General features: G+C 37.6%; 24 protein-coding genes and 1 tRNA gene. 11 read left to right on the top strand and 14 right to left on the bottom strand.

From position 1 onward, the window contains the following. Window positions 1–3: 3 nt before the first annotated feature. From frr to B3209_RS03395, 4 genes are all read right to left on the bottom strand, one after another. The gene (frr, locus tag B3209_RS03410; protein WP_013701401.1) at window positions 4–543 is read right to left on the bottom strand and encodes a ribosome recycling factor; all 540 of its coding nucleotides are present in this window, start codon (window positions 541–543) and stop codon (window positions 4–6) included. A gap of 93 nt (window positions 544–636) precedes the next feature. After that, on the bottom strand, window positions 637–1,473 hold the full coding sequence (gene tsf, locus B3209_RS03405; RefSeq protein WP_296664106.1) for a translation elongation factor Ts: 837 nt from the start codon (window positions 1,471–1,473) through the stop codon (window positions 637–639). A 19-nt stretch (window positions 1,474–1,492) separates the two neighbouring features. Beyond that, entirely contained in the window at window positions 1,493–2,359 is an 867-nt protein-coding gene (rpsB, locus tag B3209_RS03400) for a 30S ribosomal protein S2 (protein ID WP_296091572.1), read from the bottom strand. Window positions 2,360–2,494: 135 nt separating this feature from the next. Then, window positions 2,495–3,085: a Maf family protein gene (locus tag B3209_RS03395; protein ID WP_296664105.1), complete on the bottom strand. Its 591-nt coding sequence runs from the start codon at window positions 3,083–3,085 to the stop codon at window positions 2,495–2,497. 55 nt (window positions 3,086–3,140) lie between these two features. Here B3209_RS03395 and B3209_RS03390 point away from each other — a divergent pair. Next, window positions 3,141–3,214, top strand: a tRNA-Arg gene (locus B3209_RS03390). A gap of 155 nt (window positions 3,215–3,369) precedes the next feature. Here the strand turns inward: B3209_RS03390 and B3209_RS03385 are convergent. The 3 genes from B3209_RS03385 to B3209_RS03375 all read right to left on the bottom strand — a co-directional run bounded on the left by B3209_RS03385 (window position 3,370) and on the right by B3209_RS03375 (window position 5,539). Beyond that, window positions 3,370–4,107, bottom strand: a complete 738-nt coding sequence (locus B3209_RS03385; protein ID WP_296664104.1) for a HEAT repeat domain-containing protein — start codon at window positions 4,105–4,107, stop codon at window positions 3,370–3,372. A gap of 69 nt (window positions 4,108–4,176) precedes the next feature. Beyond that, the gene (locus B3209_RS03380; RefSeq protein WP_296664103.1) at window positions 4,177–4,773 is read right to left on the bottom strand and encodes a hypothetical protein; all 597 of its coding nucleotides are present in this window, start codon (window positions 4,771–4,773) and stop codon (window positions 4,177–4,179) included. Window positions 4,774–4,870: 97 nt separating this feature from the next. Next, complete coding sequence (locus B3209_RS03375; protein ID WP_296664102.1) at window positions 4,871–5,539, bottom strand: hypothetical protein; 669 nt, start codon at window positions 5,537–5,539, stop codon at window positions 4,871–4,873. A gap of 157 nt (window positions 5,540–5,696) precedes the next feature. On the opposite strand from B3209_RS03375, the gene coaD reads away from it, so the two are divergent. From coaD to rnc, 4 genes are all read left to right on the top strand, one after another. Continuing rightward, complete coding sequence (coaD, locus tag B3209_RS03370; protein ID WP_295797086.1) at window positions 5,697–6,194, top strand: pantetheine-phosphate adenylyltransferase; 498 nt, start codon at window positions 5,697–5,699, stop codon at window positions 6,192–6,194. Between the two features lie 148 nt (window positions 6,195–6,342). After that, window positions 6,343–6,531 carry a 50S ribosomal protein L32 gene (gene rpmF / locus B3209_RS03365; RefSeq protein ID WP_013701408.1) on the top strand — a complete coding sequence of 63 codons (189 nt, stop codon included), beginning with the start codon at window positions 6,343–6,345 and terminating at the stop codon, window positions 6,529–6,531. Between the two features lie 14 nt (window positions 6,532–6,545). After that, on the top strand, window positions 6,546–6,782 hold the full coding sequence (gene acpP, locus B3209_RS03360) for an acyl carrier protein (RefSeq protein ID WP_013701409.1): 237 nt from the start codon (window positions 6,546–6,548) through the stop codon (window positions 6,780–6,782). 153 nt (window positions 6,783–6,935) lie between these two features. Next, entirely contained in the window at window positions 6,936–7,682 is a 747-nt protein-coding gene (rnc, locus tag B3209_RS03355; protein WP_296664101.1) for a ribonuclease III, read from the top strand. A gap of 5 nt (window positions 7,683–7,687) precedes the next feature. Here rnc and B3209_RS03350 read toward each other — a convergent pair whose 3' ends face one another. Continuing rightward, window positions 7,688–9,091, bottom strand: a complete 1,404-nt coding sequence (locus tag B3209_RS03350) for a CCA tRNA nucleotidyltransferase (protein ID WP_296664100.1) — start codon at window positions 9,089–9,091, stop codon at window positions 7,688–7,690. Between the two features lie 40 nt (window positions 9,092–9,131). Between B3209_RS03350 and B3209_RS03345 the strand changes: the two genes are divergently transcribed. Then, window positions 9,132–9,818, top strand: a complete 687-nt coding sequence (locus B3209_RS03345) for a thiamine diphosphokinase (protein ID WP_296664099.1) — start codon at window positions 9,132–9,134, stop codon at window positions 9,816–9,818. Here B3209_RS03345 and B3209_RS03340 read toward each other — a convergent pair. Then, window positions 9,815–10,171 (bottom strand): hypothetical protein, encoded by a 357-nt coding sequence (locus B3209_RS03340; protein ID WP_295797100.1) that lies wholly within the window; start codon window positions 10,169–10,171, stop codon window positions 9,815–9,817. The genes B3209_RS03345 and B3209_RS03340 overlap by 4 nt on opposite strands. Before the next feature lie 75 nt (window positions 10,172–10,246). Here B3209_RS03340 and B3209_RS03335 point away from each other — a divergent pair, with 75 nt between their 5' ends. Genes B3209_RS03335 through B3209_RS03325 form a run of 3 tightly spaced genes read left to right on the top strand, consistent with a single transcriptional unit; the run spans window position 10,247 to window position 13,055 of the window. Then, window positions 10,247–11,077 (top strand): hypothetical protein, encoded by an 831-nt coding sequence (locus B3209_RS03335; protein WP_296664098.1) that lies wholly within the window; start codon window positions 10,247–10,249, stop codon window positions 11,075–11,077. A 17-nt stretch (window positions 11,078–11,094) separates the two neighbouring features. Continuing rightward, window positions 11,095–11,481: a chorismate mutase gene (gene aroH / locus B3209_RS03330; protein WP_296664097.1), complete on the top strand. Its 387-nt coding sequence runs from the start codon at window positions 11,095–11,097 to the stop codon at window positions 11,479–11,481. Then, window positions 11,478–13,055: a glycogen synthase gene (locus B3209_RS03325; RefSeq protein ID WP_296664096.1), complete on the top strand. Its 1,578-nt coding sequence runs from the start codon at window positions 11,478–11,480 to the stop codon at window positions 13,053–13,055. Before aroH ends, B3209_RS03325 begins: the two co-directional genes overlap by 4 nt. A gap of 71 nt (window positions 13,056–13,126) precedes the next feature. Here B3209_RS03325 and B3209_RS03320 read toward each other — a convergent pair whose 3' ends face one another. From B3209_RS03320 to B3209_RS03305, 4 genes are all read right to left on the bottom strand, one after another. Beyond that, window positions 13,127–14,830 (bottom strand): P83/100 family protein, encoded by a 1,704-nt coding sequence (locus B3209_RS03320; protein ID WP_296664095.1) that lies wholly within the window; start codon window positions 14,828–14,830, stop codon window positions 13,127–13,129. Between the two features lie 65 nt (window positions 14,831–14,895). Beyond that, a complete protein-coding gene (locus B3209_RS03315) occupies window positions 14,896–16,575 on the bottom strand; it encodes a hypothetical protein (protein ID WP_296689814.1) in 1,680 nt (559 codons plus the stop codon). A gap of 50 nt (window positions 16,576–16,625) precedes the next feature. After that, window positions 16,626–17,855, bottom strand: coding sequence for a class I SAM-dependent RNA methyltransferase (locus B3209_RS03310; protein WP_296664093.1), 1,230 nt, complete (start codon window positions 17,853–17,855; stop codon window positions 16,626–16,628). A 109-nt stretch (window positions 17,856–17,964) separates the two neighbouring features. After that, window positions 17,965–18,618 (bottom strand): HAD family hydrolase, encoded by a 654-nt coding sequence (locus tag B3209_RS03305; RefSeq protein ID WP_296664092.1) that lies wholly within the window; start codon window positions 18,616–18,618, stop codon window positions 17,965–17,967. Between the two features lie 204 nt (window positions 18,619–18,822). Here B3209_RS03305 and rpmE point away from each other — a divergent pair, with 204 nt between their 5' ends. Both rpmE and B3209_RS03295 read left to right on the top strand, forming a co-directional pair. Then, complete coding sequence (gene rpmE, locus B3209_RS03300) at window positions 18,823–19,038, top strand: 50S ribosomal protein L31 (RefSeq protein ID WP_013701421.1); 216 nt, start codon at window positions 18,823–18,825, stop codon at window positions 19,036–19,038. A gap of 84 nt (window positions 19,039–19,122) precedes the next feature. After that, a complete protein-coding gene (locus tag B3209_RS03295) occupies window positions 19,123–20,577 on the top strand; it encodes a DUF3943 domain-containing protein (protein WP_296664091.1) in 1,455 nt (484 codons plus the stop codon). On the opposite strand, the gene B3209_RS03290 is transcribed toward B3209_RS03295, so the two are convergent. Continuing rightward, complete coding sequence (locus tag B3209_RS03290) at window positions 20,564–21,679, bottom strand: class I SAM-dependent methyltransferase (protein ID WP_296664090.1); 1,116 nt, start codon at window positions 21,677–21,679, stop codon at window positions 20,564–20,566. The genes B3209_RS03295 and B3209_RS03290 overlap by 14 nt on opposite strands. Window positions 21,680–21,695 lie beyond the last annotated feature (16 nt).

Here is a 21,695-nt window from a genome sequence, read left to right as displayed (position 1 = left end):
AATTTATTCCATTATTTCCTTTTCTTTAGCTTCATAAATTCCGTTGATTTCTTCGATATACTTATCAGTGAGCTTCTGAAGCTTTTCAGTTTCTGTCTTGAGCTGATCTTCTGTAAGTTCTCCTGCTTTCTGCTGTTTTTTCAAATCTTCATTTCCGTCGCGGCGGATATTTCTGATTGTTGTGCGGTAGTTTTCTGCTGTGGCTTTTGCCTGCTTTACAAGTTCTTTTCTTCTGTCTGCTGTAAGCGGCGGAATTGCGATACGAATTACCTTTCCATCATTGTTTGGGTTTAATCCGAGCTCTGCTTTCTGGATAGCTTTTTCAATGTCGCCCATAATTGACTTGTCAAAAGGAGAAATTACAATTGTGCGAGCTTCCGGAATTGAAATGTTTCCAACTTGATTCAGAGGAGTAGGTGTTCCATAATAGTCAACACGTACTTTGTCAAAAATTGCTGCGCTAGCTCTTCCTGTTCTGATTGATTTGTATTCTTCTTTCAGTGAATTGACCGTTTTTTCCATTCGGCTTTCATTGTCTGCCATAATTTCTCCAAATAATTAAGTCTGTAACTTTTTTAAGTTCATTAAAAAGAACTACGGCAAGCACTTTGCTTTGAAAATGCCTGCCGCAATATTTTATTTTCCTAAGAGCAAAAGATTTATGCTGGCAAATTCAAGGGTTGCGCCCACTGATTTTCCAACTTCATCAAGCTTTGCTTTTACAGACTTTTTGTCGTCTTTTACAAACATCTGATCAACAAAACAGATTTCAGCAAGGTGCTTGTTGATTTTGCCCTGAAGAATTCCATCTTTTACATTCTGTGGCTTTGATGCCATTTTTGGATCATCTTCCATCTGTTTTGCAAAAATTTCTTTCTGCTCATTGATGTATTCAGCTGGAACATCTTCTGGTCTGTTGTAAGCAGGAGTAAATGCAGCAAGGTGCATACAGCAGTCGCGTGCAAATTCCTTTACTTTTTCGTCTGTAGAACCTTTGATAACTGTAACAGCGGCTGTCTTGAAGTCAGAGTGGATGTAAATTCCTGCAACTGAATTTTCAGGAACATCAATAACCTGAATCTTTGACAAAGACATATTCTCGCGTGTGCGTGTTGCAAAATCCAAAAGAACATCAGAAAGTTCTTTGTTGATTTCTGTGTATCCCTTTGCAAAAATTTCATCAAGGATTTTTTCACCGCATGCAATGAATTCTGCATTCTTTGCAACAAAGTCAGTTTCACATACAAGTTCAACAACAGCAACTTTGTTTCCGTTCTGACGAATAAAAATGCGTCCTTCAGAAGTTGCGCGTTCTGCGCGTTTTGCAACTGCGGCAAGTCCTTTTTCTTTCAAGAGTTTTACTGCTGCGTCAAAGTCTCCGTTTGTATCAACAAGAGCTTTTTTGCAGTCCATCATTCCTGCGCCTGTTGTTTCGCGCAAGTCTTTTACCATAGCGGCTGTAATATCTGCCATTTTCTACTCCGAGATATTTTTATTTTGTATAATTGTCCTCGTCCAAAAGCTCGCTTTCTCTTTTGTCAGCTTCTGCATCTTCTTCTTTTGGCTCTGTAGGAGTGTAGTTTGAATAATCAACAATTTCTTCATCTTCTTTTTTGGTTGTTGCATCTGTTGTGATGTCATCCTCGTCTCCAAGAGTGTCGATGATTTTAAGTCCCTGCTCATTGTCTGCTTCGATTACAGCGTTTGCAATAATAGAAGTAAAGAGGCTGATTGCGCGAATTGCGTCATCATTGCCAGGAATAGGGTAATTGATTCCTTCTGGATTGCAGTTTGTATCAACAATAGCAATGATAGGAATTCCCATGCGGCGTGCTTCTGCAACAGCAATCTGCTCTTTGTGTGTGTCAATAATAAATACTGCGCCAGGAAGCTCCTTCATGTCTTTCATTCCGCCATAGTTCTTTGTGAGAGTTTCTTTCTCTTTCATGTATGCGGCGACTTCTTTTTTTGTGAGCTTGTCGAAAGTTCCGTCAACTTCCATCTTTTCGATTTTCTTAAGACGGAGAAGCGATTTTTTGATTGTTGTAAAGTTTGTAAGTGTTCCACCAAGCCAGCGGTTGTTTACATAGTACATTCCGCAGCGTTCTGCTTCTTTTGCAATAGCCTGCTGAGCCTGTTTTTTTGTTCCTACGAAAAGAACTGATTTTCCTGATGATGCAACTTTGCGTACAACATCATAGCTGTCTTTGATTGCAGTGATTGTTTTCTGCAGGTCGATAATGTGGATTCCATTGCGTTCTGCGAAGATGTACTTCTTCATACGTGGATCCCAGCGTTTTACTTGATGTCCGAAATGAACTCCAGACTCAAGAAGACTTTTCATGGTTACAACTGCCATGATTAACTCCTTCACCGGAAAATTCTTCTTAATGTTTAAAATTTTCCACCGGCTTTGTTTCTCGTAGCTGACTAATCAGCCCGGATGATTTCGTAACATATTTTCTTATGAAAAAATGTCCGGCAAAATCGTTTATCAAACTGTAAACTTATAATTTTGCTCTTTAAGCATATCATATAGCTCGAAGATAGGCAAGCCCATTACAGAGCTTTCAGTTCCTTCGATTTTTTTTATAAAACAAGATGCTTTTCCCTGAATTCTATATGCTCCTGCCGCTCCGTGCCATTCGCTTGTTTCAAGATAAGATTCAATTTCGGCTTCTGACATTGCGGCGAAAGTTACTTTGTTTACGCTTGTTCTTGTTGTCATGTAGTGAGCACTTCCGTTAAAAAGCGCGATTCCGGTGATTACTTTGTGGGTTGTTCCTTGCAGTGAATTTAGAAAGTCTCTTGCTTCATCCTGATTTTTTGGTTTGCCGAAAATTCTGTTTTTGTGGAGAATTACTGTGTCCGCTGCCAAAATCCATCCGATTTCATTTTCCGCTGGAATCTTTCTTGCGACAGCGTCTATTTTTCTTGCTGCTAAAAATTCTGCGGCTTCCTCTGGCTTTATGTCGGCAGGAATTGCTTCGTCAATATCCGCAGGATTTACAATAAAAGGAATGTTTAGGAATTTTAAAATCTCTTGCCGCCTAGGAGAAGAGGATGCTAATATTATTGGTTCCATAATGTTTTTTCAGTTGACATTTTAAAAGCAAAAATATAATCTATTCATGCTTTTCGGGAGATTAGCTCAACTGGATAGAGCGTCGGCCTCCGGAGCCGAAGGTTGTGGGTTCGAATCCCGTATCTCTCAGTTAATTTTCTAAAAATAAATTTCTTTTCAAAAACAAAACTGATTGTGTAGAAAAATCCGAATAGAAAAATTAAGAGTAATTGTAGTAAAGCGACTGCGTTTGAATATTTCAGCCGCTTTTGTAAAACTTGCAGGCGGAAAATGCCCGCAGTCTTTTATTTTCCCTCTTTATCTTTGTTTGAATTATTGCTGCCCTGAATGGACTTTAAAAGCTGCAATGCCTTTTGTCTTACAGGTCTTACATATTTGTAGTTTGTTCCAATTGAAGAAATTGACTGAATCATTTCGTTTTTATTCTGAACTGTAGGAGCAAGCTTTTCGTAAGCATTAAGAACTTCAAGTGCAAGCGAGCTTGTAGGATTGAGGGCTGCATACTTTTTGTGCACGAATTCAATCATGTTTACAACTTCGTCATTGTCGTTCATGCCGATATTTCCCAATGAACGGATAGCTGCTGTAACAACCATAGGTTCTTTGTCTTCTGTGGCAATTGAAATAAGCATGTTTTTCGATTCAACTGTAGGAATTTCTCCAAGAAGGTCGCAGGCTTTTGCGCGGATGTCTGGGAAGTTGTTCATTATGCGGCCGTTTGTGCGCGATTGGCTTTTTATTCCTTCACCTGCAAGGCGGGAAAGAGCTGCTGTCATGTCTGGAGAACTTCTTCCAGCTCCAACAGCTTCTTCCAAGTACTGCAAGGCTACAATCTTATTGTCATATTCATCAGAAGCAGCAAGCTCTCCAATTATTACATCTTGCACGCTGCTTAAGTATTCATCTTCTACAGTCGTTTCGTTTCTTGAAGTCTGGTCTTTTCCATTCTGCTGTTCCTGTGCAAAAACTGCCTGACAAATAAAAATACAACAGGCACCTGCAATCAGCTTTGATACTTTCATAACTATTCCTCCTTATGGAATCTTTTCAAGTTTAGAATATATTTCACAAAAAAGCAAGAAAAATGTAATTTAGTCCGGGTTCTTTGGAAGTACAAGTTTCCACTGGTCATTGACTTTATGGAAGTTGTAGTAAACTACGTCTGTGTTGTTCTGAACTTGGACAGCTTTTACAAGCGACTTTGTTTCGTAACGGATTTCGTCAACTGTGTGTCCAGCTCTTGCTGGAATAAAAACAAATTTGAAATAGTCTTCGATTGTATTTAGCCGAAGTCCTTTTTTTGGTAGCCTGTTCGCTGCTTTCTGAAGGTTCTGTCTTTTTGACCAATAGTTCAGGCTGTCTGCATCAAGATATGAAATCCATCCGCGGTAGTCCATGTTTTTCATATAAGTGTCAAGGTCTTTGATTATATTGAGGATTCTTGACTTGTCTTCATTGAAAACTTCCTTTGAAACAGAAACTGCCGATGTTGATCTTGTGTATTCATCGTCTGTTTTTTCAATAACAACCGGCTCTTCTTCAATTTCTTGAACTGGCTCTGGTTCTTCTATTACTATTGGTTCTGTTAGCTGCTCTTCTATCTGTGGAGTTTTTTCTACAGGCGCAGAGGCGCAGGATAAAAATGCAAATACTGAAATTAAGCTTAGTTTTGTAAAGAATTTTTCCATGGGAACAATTTTAATATCTTTATCTTGTTTGGTCAATTAAAAGAAGCGGCAAAAATTAAGGGCGCTTGCATTGCTGCCGGCACCCTTTTGCGGGAAACTAGAATTTCCAGCATATTCCTATTGTAGGAACAAATTTAAAAGCGCCTTTGTAGTCAAATTTTTCATCGCCATCAAAAATTTTTGTTCCATTTACTTTTTGTGTTATTTCAGCTTCTACTTTTGCAGGGAACATATAATTTGCGCACACTGAAGCAAAAACTGAAAAATGCTTTGCAGGAGTGTAAACAAATGTTGCGTTTGCTCCAAGAACAGAGGCCGCATGTGTCATGCTGTATTTGGATTCTGACTCATAATAATATGAAGATTTAGTATACTCGCGGAAAAGCACGGTTACATCTGCTCCAAGAACACCGTATAGTCCAAGAAACATCTTGTCTGTGCAAATTGGCGCATATCCAGCTCCGATAAGAAAAAGTCCGTTTAGTCCATTAAGTTCGTCATCATCATCTTCGACTGTAAGATTTGAGCTTGAATAATTGATGTCAAAAATTCCGCGCACAGAAAATCCGCTTTCGTGTGTTCCTGCATAGTCAATTGAAAGTCCTGTCTGGTTCTTGAATTTGATGTCGTCCATTCCGTCTTCGTCTGCTTTTACAGTTGTTGATGTCGGAAGTCTCCATCCAAATCCTGCGTAGTTTGTCCAAGTTTTTGCAGAAACAGACAATCCTAATACAAGTGCGGCAAAAAGTGTTGTGAATTTTTTCATAAAAATCTCCTAACTAACTTTAATAGTTGTGTTTTATAATGTATGTTATATAACAAATGTAATTTTATTGCAATATATATTGATTAAAAAAAATTTTCAGCATTTAACTAATTTTGTTTTCATTGTTAAAAATTTTGAAATCTGCTAAAATAGAGACATGACTACAGCTGTTTTTCCGGGCTCTTTTGACCCTCCGACTTACGGACATTTAAATATAATAGAAAGAGCGAGCCGCCTTTTTGATAAGATTGATGTTTTGATTTCTGTAAATCCTGACAAAAAGTGCCTTTTTTCTGACAAGGAACGCTATGATTTGCTTATAAAGCTTACTGAGAATTACAAGAATGTTACCGTTCATATATGGAATACTCTTGTTGCCGACTACTGCAGAAAATCCGGCGCAAATGTGCTGATTAGGGGGGTGCGGAACGCTATGGACTTTTCGCATGAGTTTGATCTTTCCCTTATGAATAAACATTTGAACAGCGATGTTGAAACTCTTCTAATTCCGACTGCGCAGAAATATTTTCTTGTGCGATCAAGCAGCATAAAGGAAGTTGCAAGGTTTGGAGGAGACATAAGCACAATGGTTCCAAAACTTGTTGAAATTGAGATGAAAAAGAAATTTTTTGAGCAAAATTCGGCTTCAAAATAACAAAAATCGTCAAAATGTCATAAAAAGGTGTCAAAATTCATTGACAAATGTTTCATAATGCAAGTATAATTCTTGACAAGAAATAGGAATCTGTAGTAATATCAAAAACCGTTATACAGACGACTAAAAATTATAGCGAGGATATATTATGGCAGTACCTAGATCGAAAACTTCAAAAGCTGTAACCAAGAGAAGACGTGGCGTTAATATGCATCTTGACACACCGAATCTTGTGGCATGTGGAAACTGCGGAAACTTAGTTCTTCCACACCATGTATGCAAGAAATGCGGTTTCTACAAGGGCCGTCAGGTTCTTACTCCAGAAGTTAATGGCTAAATCAGGAGACTAAAATGGACGAATTGTTTGTAAAGATTCAGAAGCTTATCGCTGAAAAACTCGGAATTGATGAGTCAAAAGTTACAATGGATGCATCTTTCCGTGGCGACCTTGGAGCAGACAGCCTTGACACTTATGAGCTTGTTTATGCTATTGAAGAGGAAATGGGTGTTTCTATTCCTGATGACAAGGCTAATGAATTTGAGACTGTAAAAGATGCTTACGACTATATCAAGTCTCAGCAGCAGTAATTTCTGTTTTTCAGTTTTAGCAAGGCACAGTCTGTTGGCTGTGCTTTTTTTGTTTATTTTAGTTTTACACAAAATGAAAAATCAGCAGATTTAAGTCATTTTGTTTGGCTTGTTTTTTTTGTTGTGTTTTTATAATTTTATTCGGATTATACAATGGGTTTTAAAAGTCTTTTTTATCCAGAGAAAAGTTTAACAAGAGAAAGAAAAAAGGAGCTTGATGAATTTTGCAGGCATTTAAAGCTTCATTTTAAAAACTATTCCTTGCTAGATTTGGCGTTTCATCACAGATCTTATTCAAACGAAAATTCTTCCTACAAAAGATATAATAATGAGCGTCTTGAATTTCTTGGGGACAGCGTGCTTGGACTTGCGACTGCTGCATTTTTGTATAATGATATGTCGCAGAACAAAGAAGGTGATCTTGCAAAAATAAAGGCGAATGTTGTAAGCGAGCAGTCTCTTGCGCCGATTGCTGTTGAAAAAATGCACATTGATAAATATCTTGTGCTTGGAAAAGGCGAGGAGCTTTCAGGTGGAAGATCAAAAAAGGCGATTTTGGCCGATGCTGTTGAGGCAGTTATTGGAGCTTTGTATATTGACTCTGGATATGAAAGCGCAGAAAAGCTTGTTCTTGAATTGATTATTCCTGAAATAAGAAAAGTTCAAAATGATCATGGAAGCAAGGATTATAAAACTTTGCTTCAGGAATTTTATCAGAAAAAAACAAACGCTTGTCCTTCTTATTCGCTTGTAAAGACAACAGGACCAGACCATGACAGAGTTTTTTATGTCTCTGTAAAACTTGGAGATGTTGTTTATGGACCTGCTAGCGGAAAAAATAAAAAGTCAGCGGAACAGGCGGCAGCTGGAGTTGCTTGCAAGGCTCTTGGAATTGAATAAGCTATTTAAACAGAATATTTTTCACTGAATAGTTTTTTTGAAAGTTCGATCAGTTTTTCTTTTGTGTTCATTTCTGGAGAGTCGGTTACGGTTTCGAAAAGCTCATTTAGAATTTTTCCCATTACTTTTCCGCTTGGAATTCCTTCCGATATTAAATCTTTTCCGTTCACTTTTAAATCTTTCAGGCTTAGCGCGGAATTTTCAGCCATAAGTTTTTCAATCCGTTTTTTTAATTCAACAAGAAGGTTCCACGACGGAGTTTTTTGCTGAAGCGGAATTCTGTGCATTCCGTAAATGTCTGCGAGCCGCAAGAGAAAAAGGTCGTCAAGATTTTCTGCGCCAACTCTTATTATAAATCTGCGCACCGCTGAATCTGTCCAGCTGCTTTCATAGTGGAACATGTGCTCTTTTACAAGGTGGCTTACTTTTTTTATTTCATCATTTGAAAATTTTAAGGAAGTCATTGATTTTTTTGCTTTTTCAGCTGAAATCTGTTCATGCCCGTGAAAATGAATTCTTTCTTTTCCGTTGACTGTTTCAATTGTTTTAGATTCTGGCTTTCCTATATCATGATAAAAAGCCGCAAGCCGGACTGTAAGATTTTCTTTTGGACATCCATCGCAGGCGTATAAAATATGATCCGCAACATCAAATTCATGGAAGCCTCTTTCATCCTGCTGGAGACAATTTCTGCAAACAGAAAACTGCGGAATAAATATTTTTAATATTCCTGTCTGCTCCAATAGTTTTAATCCAAAGCTAGGTTTTTCTGTCTGAAGGATTTTGCAGAATTCGTCACGGAATCTTTCTGTGGAAATGCCTTCGACTTTTTTTAGAATTTCTTCTTGCGAGATTGCATCAAATGTTTTTTCTTCAATTTTAAATCCGAGCTGCCCTGAAAATCTTATTGCTCTTACAGGACGAAGCCCGTCTTCTGAAAAACGTTCGAATGGATTTCCGACTGTTCTGATTATTTTTTTTTGAATGTCTTTTTGCCCGCCAAATGGATCTGTGATTTTTCCTGTTGAAAGCTCCGCGGCAATCGCATTCATTGTAAAGTCGCGCCGTGAAAGATCTTCTTCGATTGTGTCTGCGTATTTTACTTTGTCCGGATGCCTTCCGTCTGAATATTCTGTTTCTGTTCTAAATGTTGTTGTTTCAAGCTCAAGTCCGAAAATATGAATTGTTACAGTTCCGTGCGCTATTCCAGTTGGGATTACATTCTTGAAAATTTTCATTACTTGCTCAGGTGTTGCATTTGTCGCAATGTCGTAATCGTGGCAAGTTTTTCCCATCAGCATATCGCGGACAGCTCCGCCAACAAGATATGACTTGAATCCGTTGTCTGAAAAAATTTTGCTTACTTTGATTAGTTTTTCTGGAATTTTTACACTTTTTGATGAAAACATGATAATATACAATATCAAATTTTGAACGGAATTTCTATCTATGAACATTTTTATTTTTACCGGTGGAGAAGCTCCGTCTCCAGAAACTGCAAAGCCTTTTTTGGAAAAATGCCAGCCGGACTATGTTATTGCCGCTGATTCTGGACTTGAAACTTTGGATTTGTATGCGGAATTTTTTGGTAAGGTTTTTGGGCCGGATTTAATTCTTGGCGACATGGACAGTTTGAAAAATTTGTCTTTGCTTGAAAAATATAAAAATGCAAAGCGGGAAGTTTTTCCGAGCGACAAGGATTTTACTGACACAGAACTTGCTCTTTCTACAGCAAGGCAAATTTGCAAAACATCGTCGGTTGTTCTTGTGGGCGGAAACGGCGGCTGTTTGGATCACCTTATTTCAATTTATGATTCTTTTTCTGAAGATTTTCATGCTGACGTTTGGCTTTGTGTGAATCAGGCTGTTTATTTTCTTGCTGAAAAAAAATCGGCGGAAGTTTATAATTTGCAGCTTGAAGACAGAATTTCAGTTTCGCGTCTGACAAATAATTTTGACAATTCTTTTATTGAAGCAGAAGGATTTGAATGGAACTGCTTTAGAAAAAAAGGAATGGCAAGTGTTTCAAATAGAATTTCAGAGGAAAACTTTGCTCATAAAAATCCTGCGAAACTTTTTGCTTCAAAAGGCTCTTTTTTAATTTTTGCTCCGTATCATTGCGAAGTAAAAATTTAAATTCCTTTTGCAATAATTGAAATTGTTCTTGCAAGAAAAAAAATTCCCGCTGAAAAAACGCACGAAAATATATATACAAAAAAATAAATCCAGTATGATTTTCTTTTCGATATAAAAAAAAGAACAACGCTTTGGAGAATTCCTGCTGCGGAAAAAACAAAAAGTCCTAGAATTGTTGCTGAGCATGAAGTTAAAACAAAGTTCAGTGTGCTGTCAAGAAAATCTTGGTAAGAGCCGCTCACATAAAGAACTATAAGAAATACAGAAAACAGAAATAAAAAAAGGGAAGTGCGCCCTGTAAGTTTAAAGAGAAAAGAACGGTTGATTTTTTTTAATCTATTTAAGGAATCCATTTTTTGTGAATTTGCTTTAAAATATTTATATAAATCAGTATAATGGAAAAAGCATAATTTATCGAGTGGGGCAAAATGAAAGTAAAGAAGTTTTTTGCTAATTTTATAGTTTTGCTGATTTTTTCAGCGGTAGTTTTTTTTATTGGATGGATTCAGTTTTATGTGCGCCCTGGAACTTGCGCTATAATGAAATCAAAAACTGGCGGATTGTATCATTCTGCGGTCGTTCCTGGAGTTTTTACTTGGAGATGGGAGCGGCTTCTTCCAACAAATGTTTCGCTGGAAATTTTCGACCTTTCAGTTTACAAGGCAACCCAGTCTGTTTCTGGAGAACTTCCGAGCGCATCTTTTTATAGTTCCCGCTTTTCTGATAAAAAAGTTGATTTTTCATACAATGTTGAGATTTCAGTTTCGATGAGCCTTTCTCCTGAAGGAATTTACAAGCTGGTTTCTGAAAATAAAATAACTTCAAATGAAGATTTGCAGGGATTCTACGATGCGAAGGCAAAACTTGCGGCTTCTCTTGTAGCAGAATATCTTGTTTCATCTTCAGCCTTGGTAAAACCTTCCGCTTTAAGCCAAAAAGAAATTCAAGAAATAGTTGAAAAAAAAGCTTTCGAGTTTGATGGAATTTTAATTTCGTCAGTTGAACTTCTTGATGCAAAAATTCCAGATGTTGAACTTTACAACCTTGCAAAGGCAAACTATGCATCTTATCTTGAACTTTTGAATTCAAAAATGGCGCAAAAGGCTGAGTCTCAGGCGGAATTTTTTGTTGAGCAGGACAGAACTTTGGCGCAGCTTGAAAAACTTGGTTCAATGCTTCAGAAATTTCCGCAGCTTGAGGAAATGTTTAAAACTGGAGATGCCGCTCAAATTATAAATGCTGTAAAATCAATGCGCTAAAATTTTGAGGATAAAAAATGGAAAAAAGAATTTTTGGAATCCGTGGTGCTGTTTGCGCTGAAAATACTCCAGAGTCAATAAAAGAAAATGTCGGTGAAATGTGCCATTTGATTTTTAAAGAAAATAATTTGCAGCCCGATGATATTGTTTCTGTTCATTTTACGATGACGCAGGATTTGAAATGTATGAATGCCGCCGCTGCGCTTAGAAAAAGCGATGTTGGAATTGATACGTCTTTGCTCGCGCTTTTTGTTTCTCAGGAAGCTTCTATAGACGGAATGTTGCCTCGTGCTATAAGAGTTCTAGTTACAGCTTATCTTCCTACTGAAAAAAAGCCTATCCATGTTTATATTAACGGGGCAGAAAAACTTCGGCCTGATTTTTCAATAAGGAAAATAAATTGAACATTTGGCTTGTTTCAAGGGAATATGCCGGGATTGCGGAGGCGGGCGGTGTAAAAAATGTTGCCTGTTCTTTGGCTGAAAGTCTTTTGCATTTAGGACACAAACTTTGTGTTTTCATTCCGCTTTATGACTGCACTGATTTATCGCATGTTGAAAATTTTTCTGAAACTTGGCGGGATTCTGTTGCTTTTGATATAAATGGAAAGCCTACTGAAGTTTTTTTCTCGCGCGGAATTTTCAATGGTGTTGAAATAATTTTTATTCGTCATAATTCTTTCTCTGAAAAAAAAGCTGTTTACACTTATACTTTTGATGAGCAAAAATATAATCCTGAACATCGGCAAGGGGAAGGGCATATTGATAACGATTTTCTGAATATGCTTTTCCAAAAAGCTGTTGTGTGCTATTCAAAAAATTGTCTTAATGATGAAATTCCAGACATTGTGCATTGCCAAGATGCTCCTGCTGCAATGATTCCGGTTTTTGCTCGCTTTATGCCTGCTGTAGCCGGATTTTTTTCAAAGACAAAATTTGTTGTAACGATTCACAACGCTGGCCCTGGGTATCATCATGAATTTAAAAATATTGAAGAAGCCGAGCGTTTTTCAGGTCTTCCAAAGAAAATTCTTGAAAAAGGAAAAAACGGTTTATGCATAGAGCCTTTCCTATTGGCTTCAGAAAATGCCTGTGTTACTACTGTTTCCCCTGAATATGCTAATGAAATTATTTCAGGAAAAACCGACACTGCAGGTCTTTCGGAAGGTTTTAAGAAAAAAAGAATTGAGGTGATTGGCATTACAAACGGAATCGATTTTTCAAAATACGAACCTTCTGACAAAAATAAGTCGCTTTTACCTTTTGCCTTTGATCCTTTAAAAAACGACTTGGAAGGAAAATACAAATGCCGCGATTTCTTCTTGGAAAAATTTGCTTCAAAACAAAGCCTTGCTTCCAAAAACTTTGCGGATGGAACTTTGCAGTTTGGCTTTATTGATTCTGCTGAAAAAAATTCTAGTTTTACTTATATTGCTTATCATGGACGGGTTGTTCATCAGAAAGGAATTGAAGTTATGCTTGATTCCGCTGAAAAAATGTTTGAGTCAAATTTGCCTGTGAGATTTATTTTTGCAGGTCAAGGTTCTGTTGAGCTTGAAAATTCTTTGATTGCTTTTTCTGAAAAATGGAGTGGAAAATGTGTCTACATAAAAGGATACAATAAATCCATTGCCCGGCTTGCAGTTGCCGCTGTTGATTTTTCATTGCATCCAAGCTATTTTGAGCCATGCGGACTTGAAGATTTTATTGCGCAGACTTTTGGAACTTTGCCTGTTGCCCATGCGACTGGCGGACTTTGCAAAATTGTCGATGATGAAACTGGCTGGCTTTATTTTCCTAATACATCAGAATCTTTGCAAACCGAACTTACATCTTTGGTGAATATAATGCGTTACGCTGGGCGTGATATTTTTAAAGGCATGATTTCTTATGCTTCAAGGTATATTCATGAAAAATATTCCTGGAACAAAGTTGCGCTGATTTATGAAGAACTTTATAAAAAACTTCTTGCCTGCTGAAATTTATTTTTGAAAGAAAAACGGCTGACCAAAAAACGTAAATTTTTTGATCAGCCATTTTCTTGTTAATTTTACTGTTCTATAACTGACAAATCAGAAACTGAAAGAAGCACTGGAATATTATTTGAATTTGTAACAACAATTCCTTTTCCCGTAACTGTAATCGGAGTGCTTTCTGAAATGTTTACTGCGCTTTTTTGAATCAAGTTAAGGGATTTGTCATAGCGGCCAAGAACCCATCCTGATTTGTCTTGAATTACACAGTAAAAATTGCTTCCATTGTTTACAAGAACTGAATGCTCTGAAACATTTTCTTCTGATTCTTTTTGAATCTCCATTTTGAATGCGTCAATCAGGCAAAGTTTTATAGCGCCTTTTCCTGAATTTTCACCGCAAATAGCCATGTAGAATATTGAGTCTCCAGAAGTTTTTGGGAATGATGCGCCAGTTGCAACTCCGACAACTGCATCTTGAACTGCGATTATTGTTCTTCCGCGGATAACTTTTACAGGAGATTCTTTTACGACTTTTCCAGTTTTTGAGTTTACCTTTACAAGCGTACTTAAGTAATCTGCTTCTTTTACAACTTTTAGTCCGATTACAGTGCCGTCTTCAAGTTGCTTAAGTTCCGATTCAAGAATTTCCTGCTGATCTTTTGCAATTTCCATTCTTTCATTTTGAGCTTCGTCAAGTTTTTTGTCGGCTTTCTGCTGCTGCTCTTCGGCTTTTTTTGCAGATTCATCAGCTTTCTGCTGCTGCTGCTGAGTTTTCTGCTGTTCCTGATCGGCATTTGATTTTGCTTGGTCAGCTTCTTTTTGAGCGTTTTCAGCTTTTTGCTCAGCCTGCTTTGCTTCAGCTTGCTTTGCTTTGTTCTGTGGATCTGCGGCGGCTTCTTTCTTGGCACTTTCAGCATCTTTTTTTGCTTTGTCCGCTTCGTTTTGCTTTGTCTGCGCTTTTTTTTCAGCCTGTGCCTGATTTTTTTTCTGCTCGTCTAAAGCCTGCTTGTCCTGAGCTGCTTCTTTTGCTGCTTCCTGAGCTTTTGCTTCTGCGTTTTCAGCCTCACGCTCTTTTATGTCAACCATGTTTTTGCGCTCGTCAACGCCTTTGTCATCATCTTCCTTCATGGATTCAACAACTTTTTTGTCGCTGATAACAGAAGTGTCTACAGAAGAAAGACCGCCTTCTGCATATTCTCCAAGCGGAATCACAATCTGTGAATTTCCTGGCCAGTCGCTCCATTTTATTGAAAGCCCGCATTTTTTTTCAGTAAGATTGCTGATTACAATGTTTTTGTATTTTGATTTGAATGTGTCGAGCTGATTTCTATAAACTGCGTTGTATACAGTAACGAACGTTGCGACTGTCGAAGCGTCCTGCTGGGAATATCCGTAAGCCGCGCTCAAGTAGGACGCAATGATTCTTCGCAAGTTTCTGATGTGGTCAACTGTTGCGTTCGGATTTATAAGAATAATGTCTGCGTCAAGTTTTCCTTGCTCGGAAGGATCGACTGCATGAATAACTGTATACTTTCCATTTGCGCCGAATGTTCCGCTTGACTGTGTTCCTGCATTTTTTAGCTGATTTCCAAGTCCTGCGCCAATTGAACTTATAGCAGCCGCTGTTTCAATTACAGAATGAGGACCTTCGTAGTTTTCAAAGACGATTGTGCTTGCGTCTCCTGCGCTTCTAAGTTCTCTTTCGTTTACATTTTGCGCCGAAACGAAAAATACTGAGCCTGCCGCAAAAATCAGCGAGGCTAAAAACTTTCTGTTCATATTTCCTCCAGACTGAAATATTTTATCATGGTTTCTGAAAAAATTCTACGAAAATGCGTTTAAAGTTAAAGCTGAGATTCAATAATTTTATCGAGAGTTTTTAGAGCATAGTCTTTTGTTTCTTTATCGAACTGAGGGTAAAGCATGTATTTTAAAATTTCCTGGCCTTTTCTGAAAAATGAAGGGCGGCCCATAAAATGGCATATTTCGTATGTTGAGTCAGCAATTTCCTGCAAAAGTTTTTTGTCATTTTTGCTTGTTTTTGTTTTTAAAATGATTTCAATAGAAGAAAGAAGTTCACCTTGCGGATCGAATGAGCTTTTTCCGGCAGCCCTGACAAGACAAAGCAATAGTGAAGGGTCGTCTGTTTTTTTTAAAAGCGAAGAAAGTTTTCCAAAGTAAATTCCGCTTTCGCTTTCTAGTTCTATAAGTCTTTGGCAATAATCAATATTTCTTTTAAAATAGGGTTTTTCGTTATAAAAAAGGTTTTCGGTTTTTGTCCAGTCCTCGTAAAGAAATCCCAGTTCGCTTTGGATTAAGGAATTCCAATTTTCTTCTTCCGCTCCGAAATTTCCTTGTGAAAATTTTTCTTTCATTTGAGCTTCAAGGTTTTCATTTATCGCGCGCCCTGAAAAATCGTCAGACTTTATTCCGGAATATTTATAGTTGTACGGCGAAACTTTTTTTTCTATAAATGAATCTTGTGATTTTGATAAATTCAGCCTGGTTTGAAAAACCTCTAAAGCCCAGTTGCTCATGCAGAAAACAAGATAGCCTGAATCTGAAGCAAACATAAAATTCCATTTTTTTTGCGGATTGAATTTTGCCTTCCATGAAACTTTTCCATCTTCTTTGTAGCAAGCTCCGTTATGCGCGCTGCAAATTACAAGGCCTTGGGACGTGTTCTCTGAATAGAAAAAATTTTGCACGCCATTTTGAAATTCTGAAATTTTTCCACCAGTTTTTTCGTTTAAATAGTAAACTGAATTTTTGTATATTGCCGCTATTTTTCCGGAAACTTCTAAAAGTTTTGCAGAACCTGAATCTTTTTTTAGAAAAGTCCATTTTGAATAAGAGCCGTTTTCGTTTACAGAGCAAAGTCCTATGCTTCCGTCTGAAAATGCAAGCGCGACACCTTCTTTGCATGAAACTGCCTGTAAAACTTGTCCTGCAAAAATAATTTCTTCTTTTTCTGTTCCAAATGGCGAAATCCTTTTTGCAATTGATTTTCCGTCGTGAGTTCTTGAAAGAAAAACTAAAATTGTGCCGTCATTTAAAGTTACAAGCGGAATTGAAATATTTTGCATTTCGGTTTCAATCTGCCATCTTTTTACGCCCTTTAAGCCGTAGCAGGAAATTCCATTTGTTCCGCGAATAAAAATTCTGCCGTCTCTTCCGCACAAAGGAGCTTCTTCTATGTTGAAATCTGATTTCTGTGTCCACAAGACAAGCCCCGAGGAATTCATCATAAAAAGTGTAGAATCTGTTGTTGCGCCGTAAATTAAATCGGCAGGACCTTCTGTAATAAATGGCTTTAGTCTTCCTGGAGCGGCTCTTTGCCACAAAAGTTTACCGAGTTTTGAAAAGCCCAAAATTTGTTTCCCATCTCCTGCGGCAATGTAACCATAGCTTGTTTTTACAGGCTGACAGAGGATATTTCCGCCAAGCACAGATACAAAAGAAGGCTTTTCATTTGTAAAATCAATTTCTTGAGACGTAAAGGAATTTTGAGCAGATAAGATCAAAATTTTTGCTATAAAAAATATTATGATGTATGTTTTTTTAGACAGATTTTTCATTTTTCAAAATTTCCAAGGCTTTCGATATGCCCAGTTTGCGGATAAAAGTCTAAAAGGAACAGTTTTTCCAATCTGTAACCTGAATTTATGAGAGCCTTTGCATCACGCGCATGTGTCGAAGGATCACAAGAAAGGCTTCTTATCTGCGGAATTTGAGAATTTTGAAGCCATTTCTGCACAGATTTTTCCATTCCGCTTCTTGGAGGGTCAATTACAACCGCATCAAAATTCCCACATTCCTTTGTGCAAGTTTCCGCATGATATTTTACCCAGACATCTCCACTTACGCCAAAACTTTTGTGCTTTTTTCCAGCAAGATTTTGCTCTGCGTAGACAACTGCACTTTTGTTGTGTTCCACTAAAATAACGTTTTCAAAAGTGTCTGCAAGAAAAACAGAAAATGTGCCAGCCCCGGAATACATATCCAGCACATTTTTTCCAGAAATTCCGCCAGTGATAAGAGGAATTGACTTTTCTAGCACTTCTAAGTTGGACTGAAAAAATCCTAGAGCGTCAAAAGATATGCTTTTTCCAAGGAGATTTACTGTGCAGGCGGTTTTTGATTCTGAAGATGTTCCTTCGTAGCGCGCTTTTGCTTTTTTCTGTTTTCTTCCATTACATCGCTTTGTTGCAATTTGCTTTTTTTCTGATTGTTCTGCAACCACAATTTTATCGAATCCTGCGGGAATTGAAACTATGTTTTTGCTTCCGAAAATATGAATTCTTCCTTTTGGGCGCTCGCTGAATGGAATTTCCTTTAAATATTTATTTACTTCTTCTGTTGCGCAAGGGCACTGGTCAATTTGAACAATTTCATTGCTTTTTTTTCCCATAAGTCCGCCGTTGTGCAACTGAAACCTTGCTCTGTAACCTTTGTCTGCACCCGAAACAATCTGGATTTGCGGAACTTCAATTCCTTCTCGAAAAAATGCATCTTTTAAAGTCTGAACTCTTAGCTGTCTTTGAAATTCTGGCTCTATGTGTTGAAGGTTACAGCCTCCACATTTTCCATAATAAGGGCAGAAGGGGACAGTTCTGTATCTGGATTTTTCTATTATTTTTAGATTTTTTGCAATGCTATAATCTTTAAAATCTTTTTCAATTTCAATTTCGACTTTTTCGCCGGGAATTGTATATGGAATAAATATTTTCTTTTCGCCGCTGTTTTCCGCTATGCAGTCTCCGCCAAAGACCATTTTTCCTACAATTACTTCCATTGACAACATGCTGAGATTATATCTAAAAAAAATATAGTTTACAATGGTTGCATTTTAGTTCTTTTTGGCAATGGTTTTTACAATAAATTTTCTTTTTCTATTAGCAAAGCTCACAATTTTAAAACTTCAGTTTAATTTCATTTAAACTTGAGCAAACAAAATCAACTTTCTTTAAAAGCTCTTCATCTGGCTCTATTCTGTCTGGAACCATGATTGTAAAAAGTCCAGCGGATTTTGCGCTTTTTATTCCGTTTGGGCTGTCTTCTACTGCCGCGCATTTTTCAGGCGGAAGATTTAAACTTTTGCAGGCAAGTTTGTATATTTCAGGATCTGGCTTTGAATGTGAAACTTTATCTCCTGTTGACAGTGACTCAAAAAATGAAAGCAGGCTTGCGTTTTTCAGCTGCCTTGTTACGACTGGACCTCTGGTTGAAGATGCGAGTGCAAGTCTGTAACCTTTGCCTTTTAAATATTCAAGCGTTTGTTTTGCAAAAGGCATAAGCGCGATTCCTTCTGATTTTTCAATTTCTGAGAAAAAAATTGAAGTTTGCTCCATAAAGTTTTGAACCGAAAAATCAGCTCCGAGAGAAGTTTTTAGAATATTGAATGTGTCGTTTTTGTTTGTTCCGATGCATTTTTTGAACAGTTCCATGGCTTTTTCGTCTTGAATTCCAAATTCTTTTCCTGCCTTTATCCAAGTTTTTTCACAGATGCTTTCCGTGTCAAGAAGAATTCCGTCCATATCAAATACAAATGCTTCTATTTTTTTCATGTGGAGATTATAGGAAAATTCTAGCGAAATTTCAATTTGAATATTGACCATGAGATGTTGTTTTTATATACTAGATGAACAATAAAATTATCTTGTGGCGTTAATTTGTTAGATAACGGTAAGGGAATGATACAACACTACTTTTTTAAGTGTATGTAGTGCTGACCGGTCTTTCTTTAATGCCGGGCAAGAACAGGAGTTGTTATGAAAAAGGGAATTCACCCAGACTACAAACTTACAAAAATCACTTGTGTATGTGGCAATGTGATTGAGACTCGCTCAACAGTATCAGATATTCATGTTGAAATTTGCTCTGCCTGCCATCCTTTCTATACAGGAAAGCAGAAGCTTGTTGATACAGCTGGACGCATTGACCGCTTTAACAAGCGCTACGGTGTAAAAGCTACAGAAACAAAATAAGTTTGTTCTTTTACATTTTGAAGCAGGCTGCAATAAGCCTGCTTTTTTTTTAGGTTTATCCAAAGCTTACTGGAGAATGTTATTATGAAGTTAAAAAAAATAATTCTAACTTTGTGTTCTTTTGTTTTTGCCTTTAATGTTTTTGCGCAGACTGCTGAAAGTGCAGAAAAGACAGATGTTTCCGTGGATTTTTCAAGTGAGACTGTCGAGTTCGATTCAAAAAAACACTATTTTGTCGCTGCTGGTGGAATGTTGCTTTCAAATATTGTTATTGCCGGATGGAACCGTTTTGGTCCTGCAAGAGCTAGCTGGGCTCAAGTTTACTGGGACGATATAAAAGAGCCTTGGAATAGGAAAATAAAGTTTGACCGCGACTGGTACTGGACAAATTTTGTTCTGCATCCTTATCAGGGCGGACTTTATTATCTGGCTGCGAGAAATTCAAATTTGAATTGGTTTGAGTCTTTGCTTGTTTCAGCGGCAGGCTCTTTTATGTGGGAATACTTTTTTGAAACAAATTCCCCGTCAACAAACGATCTTACATATACTCCAATTGGTGGTTTTGCTACAGGAGAAATGGTTTACAGGCTTGGTCTTGAAGCAAATGCCAAAGGACACAAATTTCTTGGCTACGTTGCGAACCCGCTTAGACTTTATACTGATCCGGTTTTTAAAAGAGCCCCGCAAGGACCGAGCGGACTTTTGCAAAGTTTTTCTTTAAAAACTGGATTTGGACTTGCTTTTGCAAATACTTGGCTAAAAGACCCTTACGACAATTGTTCTGAATTTTTCCCGGCTTATGGAACTGTTGGACTTGATGTTGTGTATGACGACCCTTATGGGCACGACTCAAATACTCCGTACAGCCAGTTTGAGCTTTCAATGCAAGGTTCTGCAGGTCTTGGTTCTGGTGAAGGCGCGGATTCCACAGAAGAAAAAATCATGTACAGCATAAATATTTTCAGCAACGGAATGCTTTTTGCTAGAAATCCTGATTTTGGGGAAAACCGAGATACAACTATCGGGCTTGTCCTTGAGTATGATTTTATGTGGCATTCGTTCATGGAATTTTCTTCACTTGCGCCTGGTTTCGCCATAAAGCAGAGGATAAACACAGAAAACGGAGCTTTTGTCTGGCAGTCCCATTTGGCAGGAATTATAATGGGAACAGCTGATTATTATTACTTGCGCCGTGGAATTGTTCCTAAGCCTGATTATGTTTCCTGCGATTACGGATATACAACTGGTGCTGAGATTGTTGAAAAGATTGCTTATAATGCGCATTCTGGCTTCGTTTTTGACTGGACTGTTCACGGATATGCAATGTACAAGTATAAAGCACAAAAGCAGGATTGCGATGACACTGGCTGGGAATATTTTGCTTTTTCTCAAGCCGCTGTAGAGTTTCCTGTCTCTAAGAAAGTTTCACTGGGACTCTCTGATGATTTCTATATAAAATATGCTGACTACGATAATGTTGAAAATGTTTTTTCAGTTTTGAACGCAGTCAACTTTTATGCACGATTCAAATTGATGTGATTTTCCAAGCCCTGTGGATTTTAGAATTTCTGTAATCCTCGGGGATTGTTGAGCTTGTTATTTCTTCTGCTGACATTTTAGGCGGAAGAAGTTTTTCATCCATTTTTAACTTGCGGCTGTTTGTGCTGAAATAAAGAATTCCTTTTGAGCTTAAAAGCTTTGAGCAGTTTTCTATTAGCTTTGGCCAGTCCCTATTTAAATCAAGCGTGGTGTCTGTATTTTTTGAATTGCTGAAAGTCGGCGGATCAAGAATTATTATATCGAATTTTTCATTTTCTTTTATTTGTTTTGATTTTTCTTCAAGATAATGAATAACGTCCATTCGTGTAGTTTTGTAGCTCGGTGTGTCCAAAAAATCATTCATCTTAAGGTTGTTTTTAGTCCATTCAGTGTAAGTGTTGCTCATGTCAACGCTTTCAACAAAAGATGCTCCTCCTTCAGCAGCATAAACTGAAAAACTTCCTGTGTAGCAAAAAAGGTTTAATACACGTTTTCCTTTGCAGTTTTCGCGTACTTTTAGCCTGAGCGGTCTATGATCGAAAAAAATACCTGTATCTATATAGTCTGTCAGATTTACAAAAAAGAGCTGGCCTTGCTCAAAAATAATTCCCTTTATGCTGTTTGATTCTTCTGCCTTTTTGTACTGGCTTCGTTTTCCGCTGTCGTCTTCACGCTGTCTTTTCCTCATTTTTACTATTACATTGGATTCTGGAATTTCCAGCGCCTTTGAAGTTTGAAGGCTCATTTCCTTCAGCCATAGTTCTTCCTCTTCAAAAGGTTTTTCGTAAGGACGTTCATAAAGATAAAGTCTTGCGTAAGTTCTTTGCTTTTCCTGCGCTAAAAGTTCCCTCGCTTTTTGCCCGTTTTCACTTATTGCAGAATTCAGCTCGGAATTATATTTTGCCGCGTCGATTTTGTTTTCAACGAATTCTGGAAGAAATGTGTAAACGTCAAGGCATAGCGGAATTTCTGGAATGTCCTTGTCGTAAATTCTATAGCATGAAATTCTATTTTTTCTTGCCCATTTTTTCAGGTGCTTCTGATTTTTTGAAATTCTGTTGAAAAAAAGTTCGCCTTGGTAACGGTTTTTGTTTTCTTCCATAAATAGTAGTTTCTCC

It is taken from the genome of Treponema sp. UBA6852 (genome assembly GCA_002449305.1).
Lineage (GTDB): Bacteria > Spirochaetota > Spirochaetia > Treponematales > Treponemataceae > Treponema_D.
The sequence above is the reverse complement of the archived record's forward strand: the minus strand, read 5'-3'. Positions and strand labels throughout refer to the sequence as shown.

Coding starts and splice junctions, on each gene's coding strand:
- frr (WP_013701401.1), bottom strand. CDS start 543: ATGGCAGACAATGAAAGCCGAATGGAAAAAACGGTCAATTCACTGAAA.
- tsf (WP_296664106.1), bottom strand. CDS start 1,473: ATGGCAGATATTACAGCCGCTATGGTAAAAGACTTGCGCGAAACAACA.
- rpsB (WP_296091572.1), bottom strand. CDS start 2,359: ATGGCAGTTGTAACCATGAAAAGTCTTCTTGAGTCTGGAGTTCATTTC.
- B3209_RS03395 (WP_296664105.1), bottom strand. CDS start 3,085: ATGGAACCAATAATATTAGCATCCTCTTCTCCTAGGCGGCAAGAGATT.
- B3209_RS03385 (WP_296664104.1), bottom strand. CDS start 4,107: ATGAAAGTATCAAAGCTGATTGCAGGTGCCTGTTGTATTTTTATTTGT.
- B3209_RS03380 (WP_296664103.1), bottom strand. CDS start 4,773: ATGGAAAAATTCTTTACAAAACTAAGCTTAATTTCAGTATTTGCATTT.
- B3209_RS03375 (WP_296664102.1), bottom strand. CDS start 5,539: ATGAAAAAATTCACAACACTTTTTGCCGCACTTGTATTAGGATTGTCT.
- coaD (WP_295797086.1), top strand. CDS start 5,697: ATGACTACAGCTGTTTTTCCGGGCTCTTTTGACCCTCCGACTTACGGA.
- rpmF (WP_013701408.1), top strand. CDS start 6,343: ATGGCAGTACCTAGATCGAAAACTTCAAAAGCTGTAACCAAGAGAAGA.
- acpP (WP_013701409.1), top strand. CDS start 6,546: ATGGACGAATTGTTTGTAAAGATTCAGAAGCTTATCGCTGAAAAACTC.
- rnc (WP_296664101.1), top strand. CDS start 6,936: ATGGGTTTTAAAAGTCTTTTTTATCCAGAGAAAAGTTTAACAAGAGAA.
- B3209_RS03350 (WP_296664100.1), bottom strand. CDS start 9,091: ATGTTTTCATCAAAAAGTGTAAAAATTCCAGAAAAACTAATCAAAGTA.
- B3209_RS03345 (WP_296664099.1), top strand. CDS start 9,132: ATGAACATTTTTATTTTTACCGGTGGAGAAGCTCCGTCTCCAGAAACT.
- B3209_RS03340 (WP_295797100.1), bottom strand. CDS start 10,171: ATGGATTCCTTAAATAGATTAAAAAAAATCAACCGTTCTTTTCTCTTT.
- B3209_RS03335 (WP_296664098.1), top strand. CDS start 10,247: ATGAAAGTAAAGAAGTTTTTTGCTAATTTTATAGTTTTGCTGATTTTT.
- aroH (WP_296664097.1), top strand. CDS start 11,095: ATGGAAAAAAGAATTTTTGGAATCCGTGGTGCTGTTTGCGCTGAAAAT.
- B3209_RS03320 (WP_296664095.1), bottom strand. CDS start 14,830: ATGAACAGAAAGTTTTTAGCCTCGCTGATTTTTGCGGCAGGCTCAGTA.
- B3209_RS03310 (WP_296664093.1), bottom strand. CDS start 17,855: ATGTTGTCAATGGAAGTAATTGTAGGAAAAATGGTCTTTGGCGGAGAC.
- B3209_RS03305 (WP_296664092.1), bottom strand. CDS start 18,618: ATGAAAAAAATAGAAGCATTTGTATTTGATATGGACGGAATTCTTCTT.
- rpmE (WP_013701421.1), top strand. CDS start 18,823: ATGAAAAAGGGAATTCACCCAGACTACAAACTTACAAAAATCACTTGT.
- B3209_RS03295 (WP_296664091.1), top strand. CDS start 19,123: ATGAAGTTAAAAAAAATAATTCTAACTTTGTGTTCTTTTGTTTTTGCC.
- B3209_RS03290 (WP_296664090.1), bottom strand. CDS start 21,679: ATGGAAGAAAACAAAAACCGTTACCAAGGCGAACTTTTTTTCAACAGA.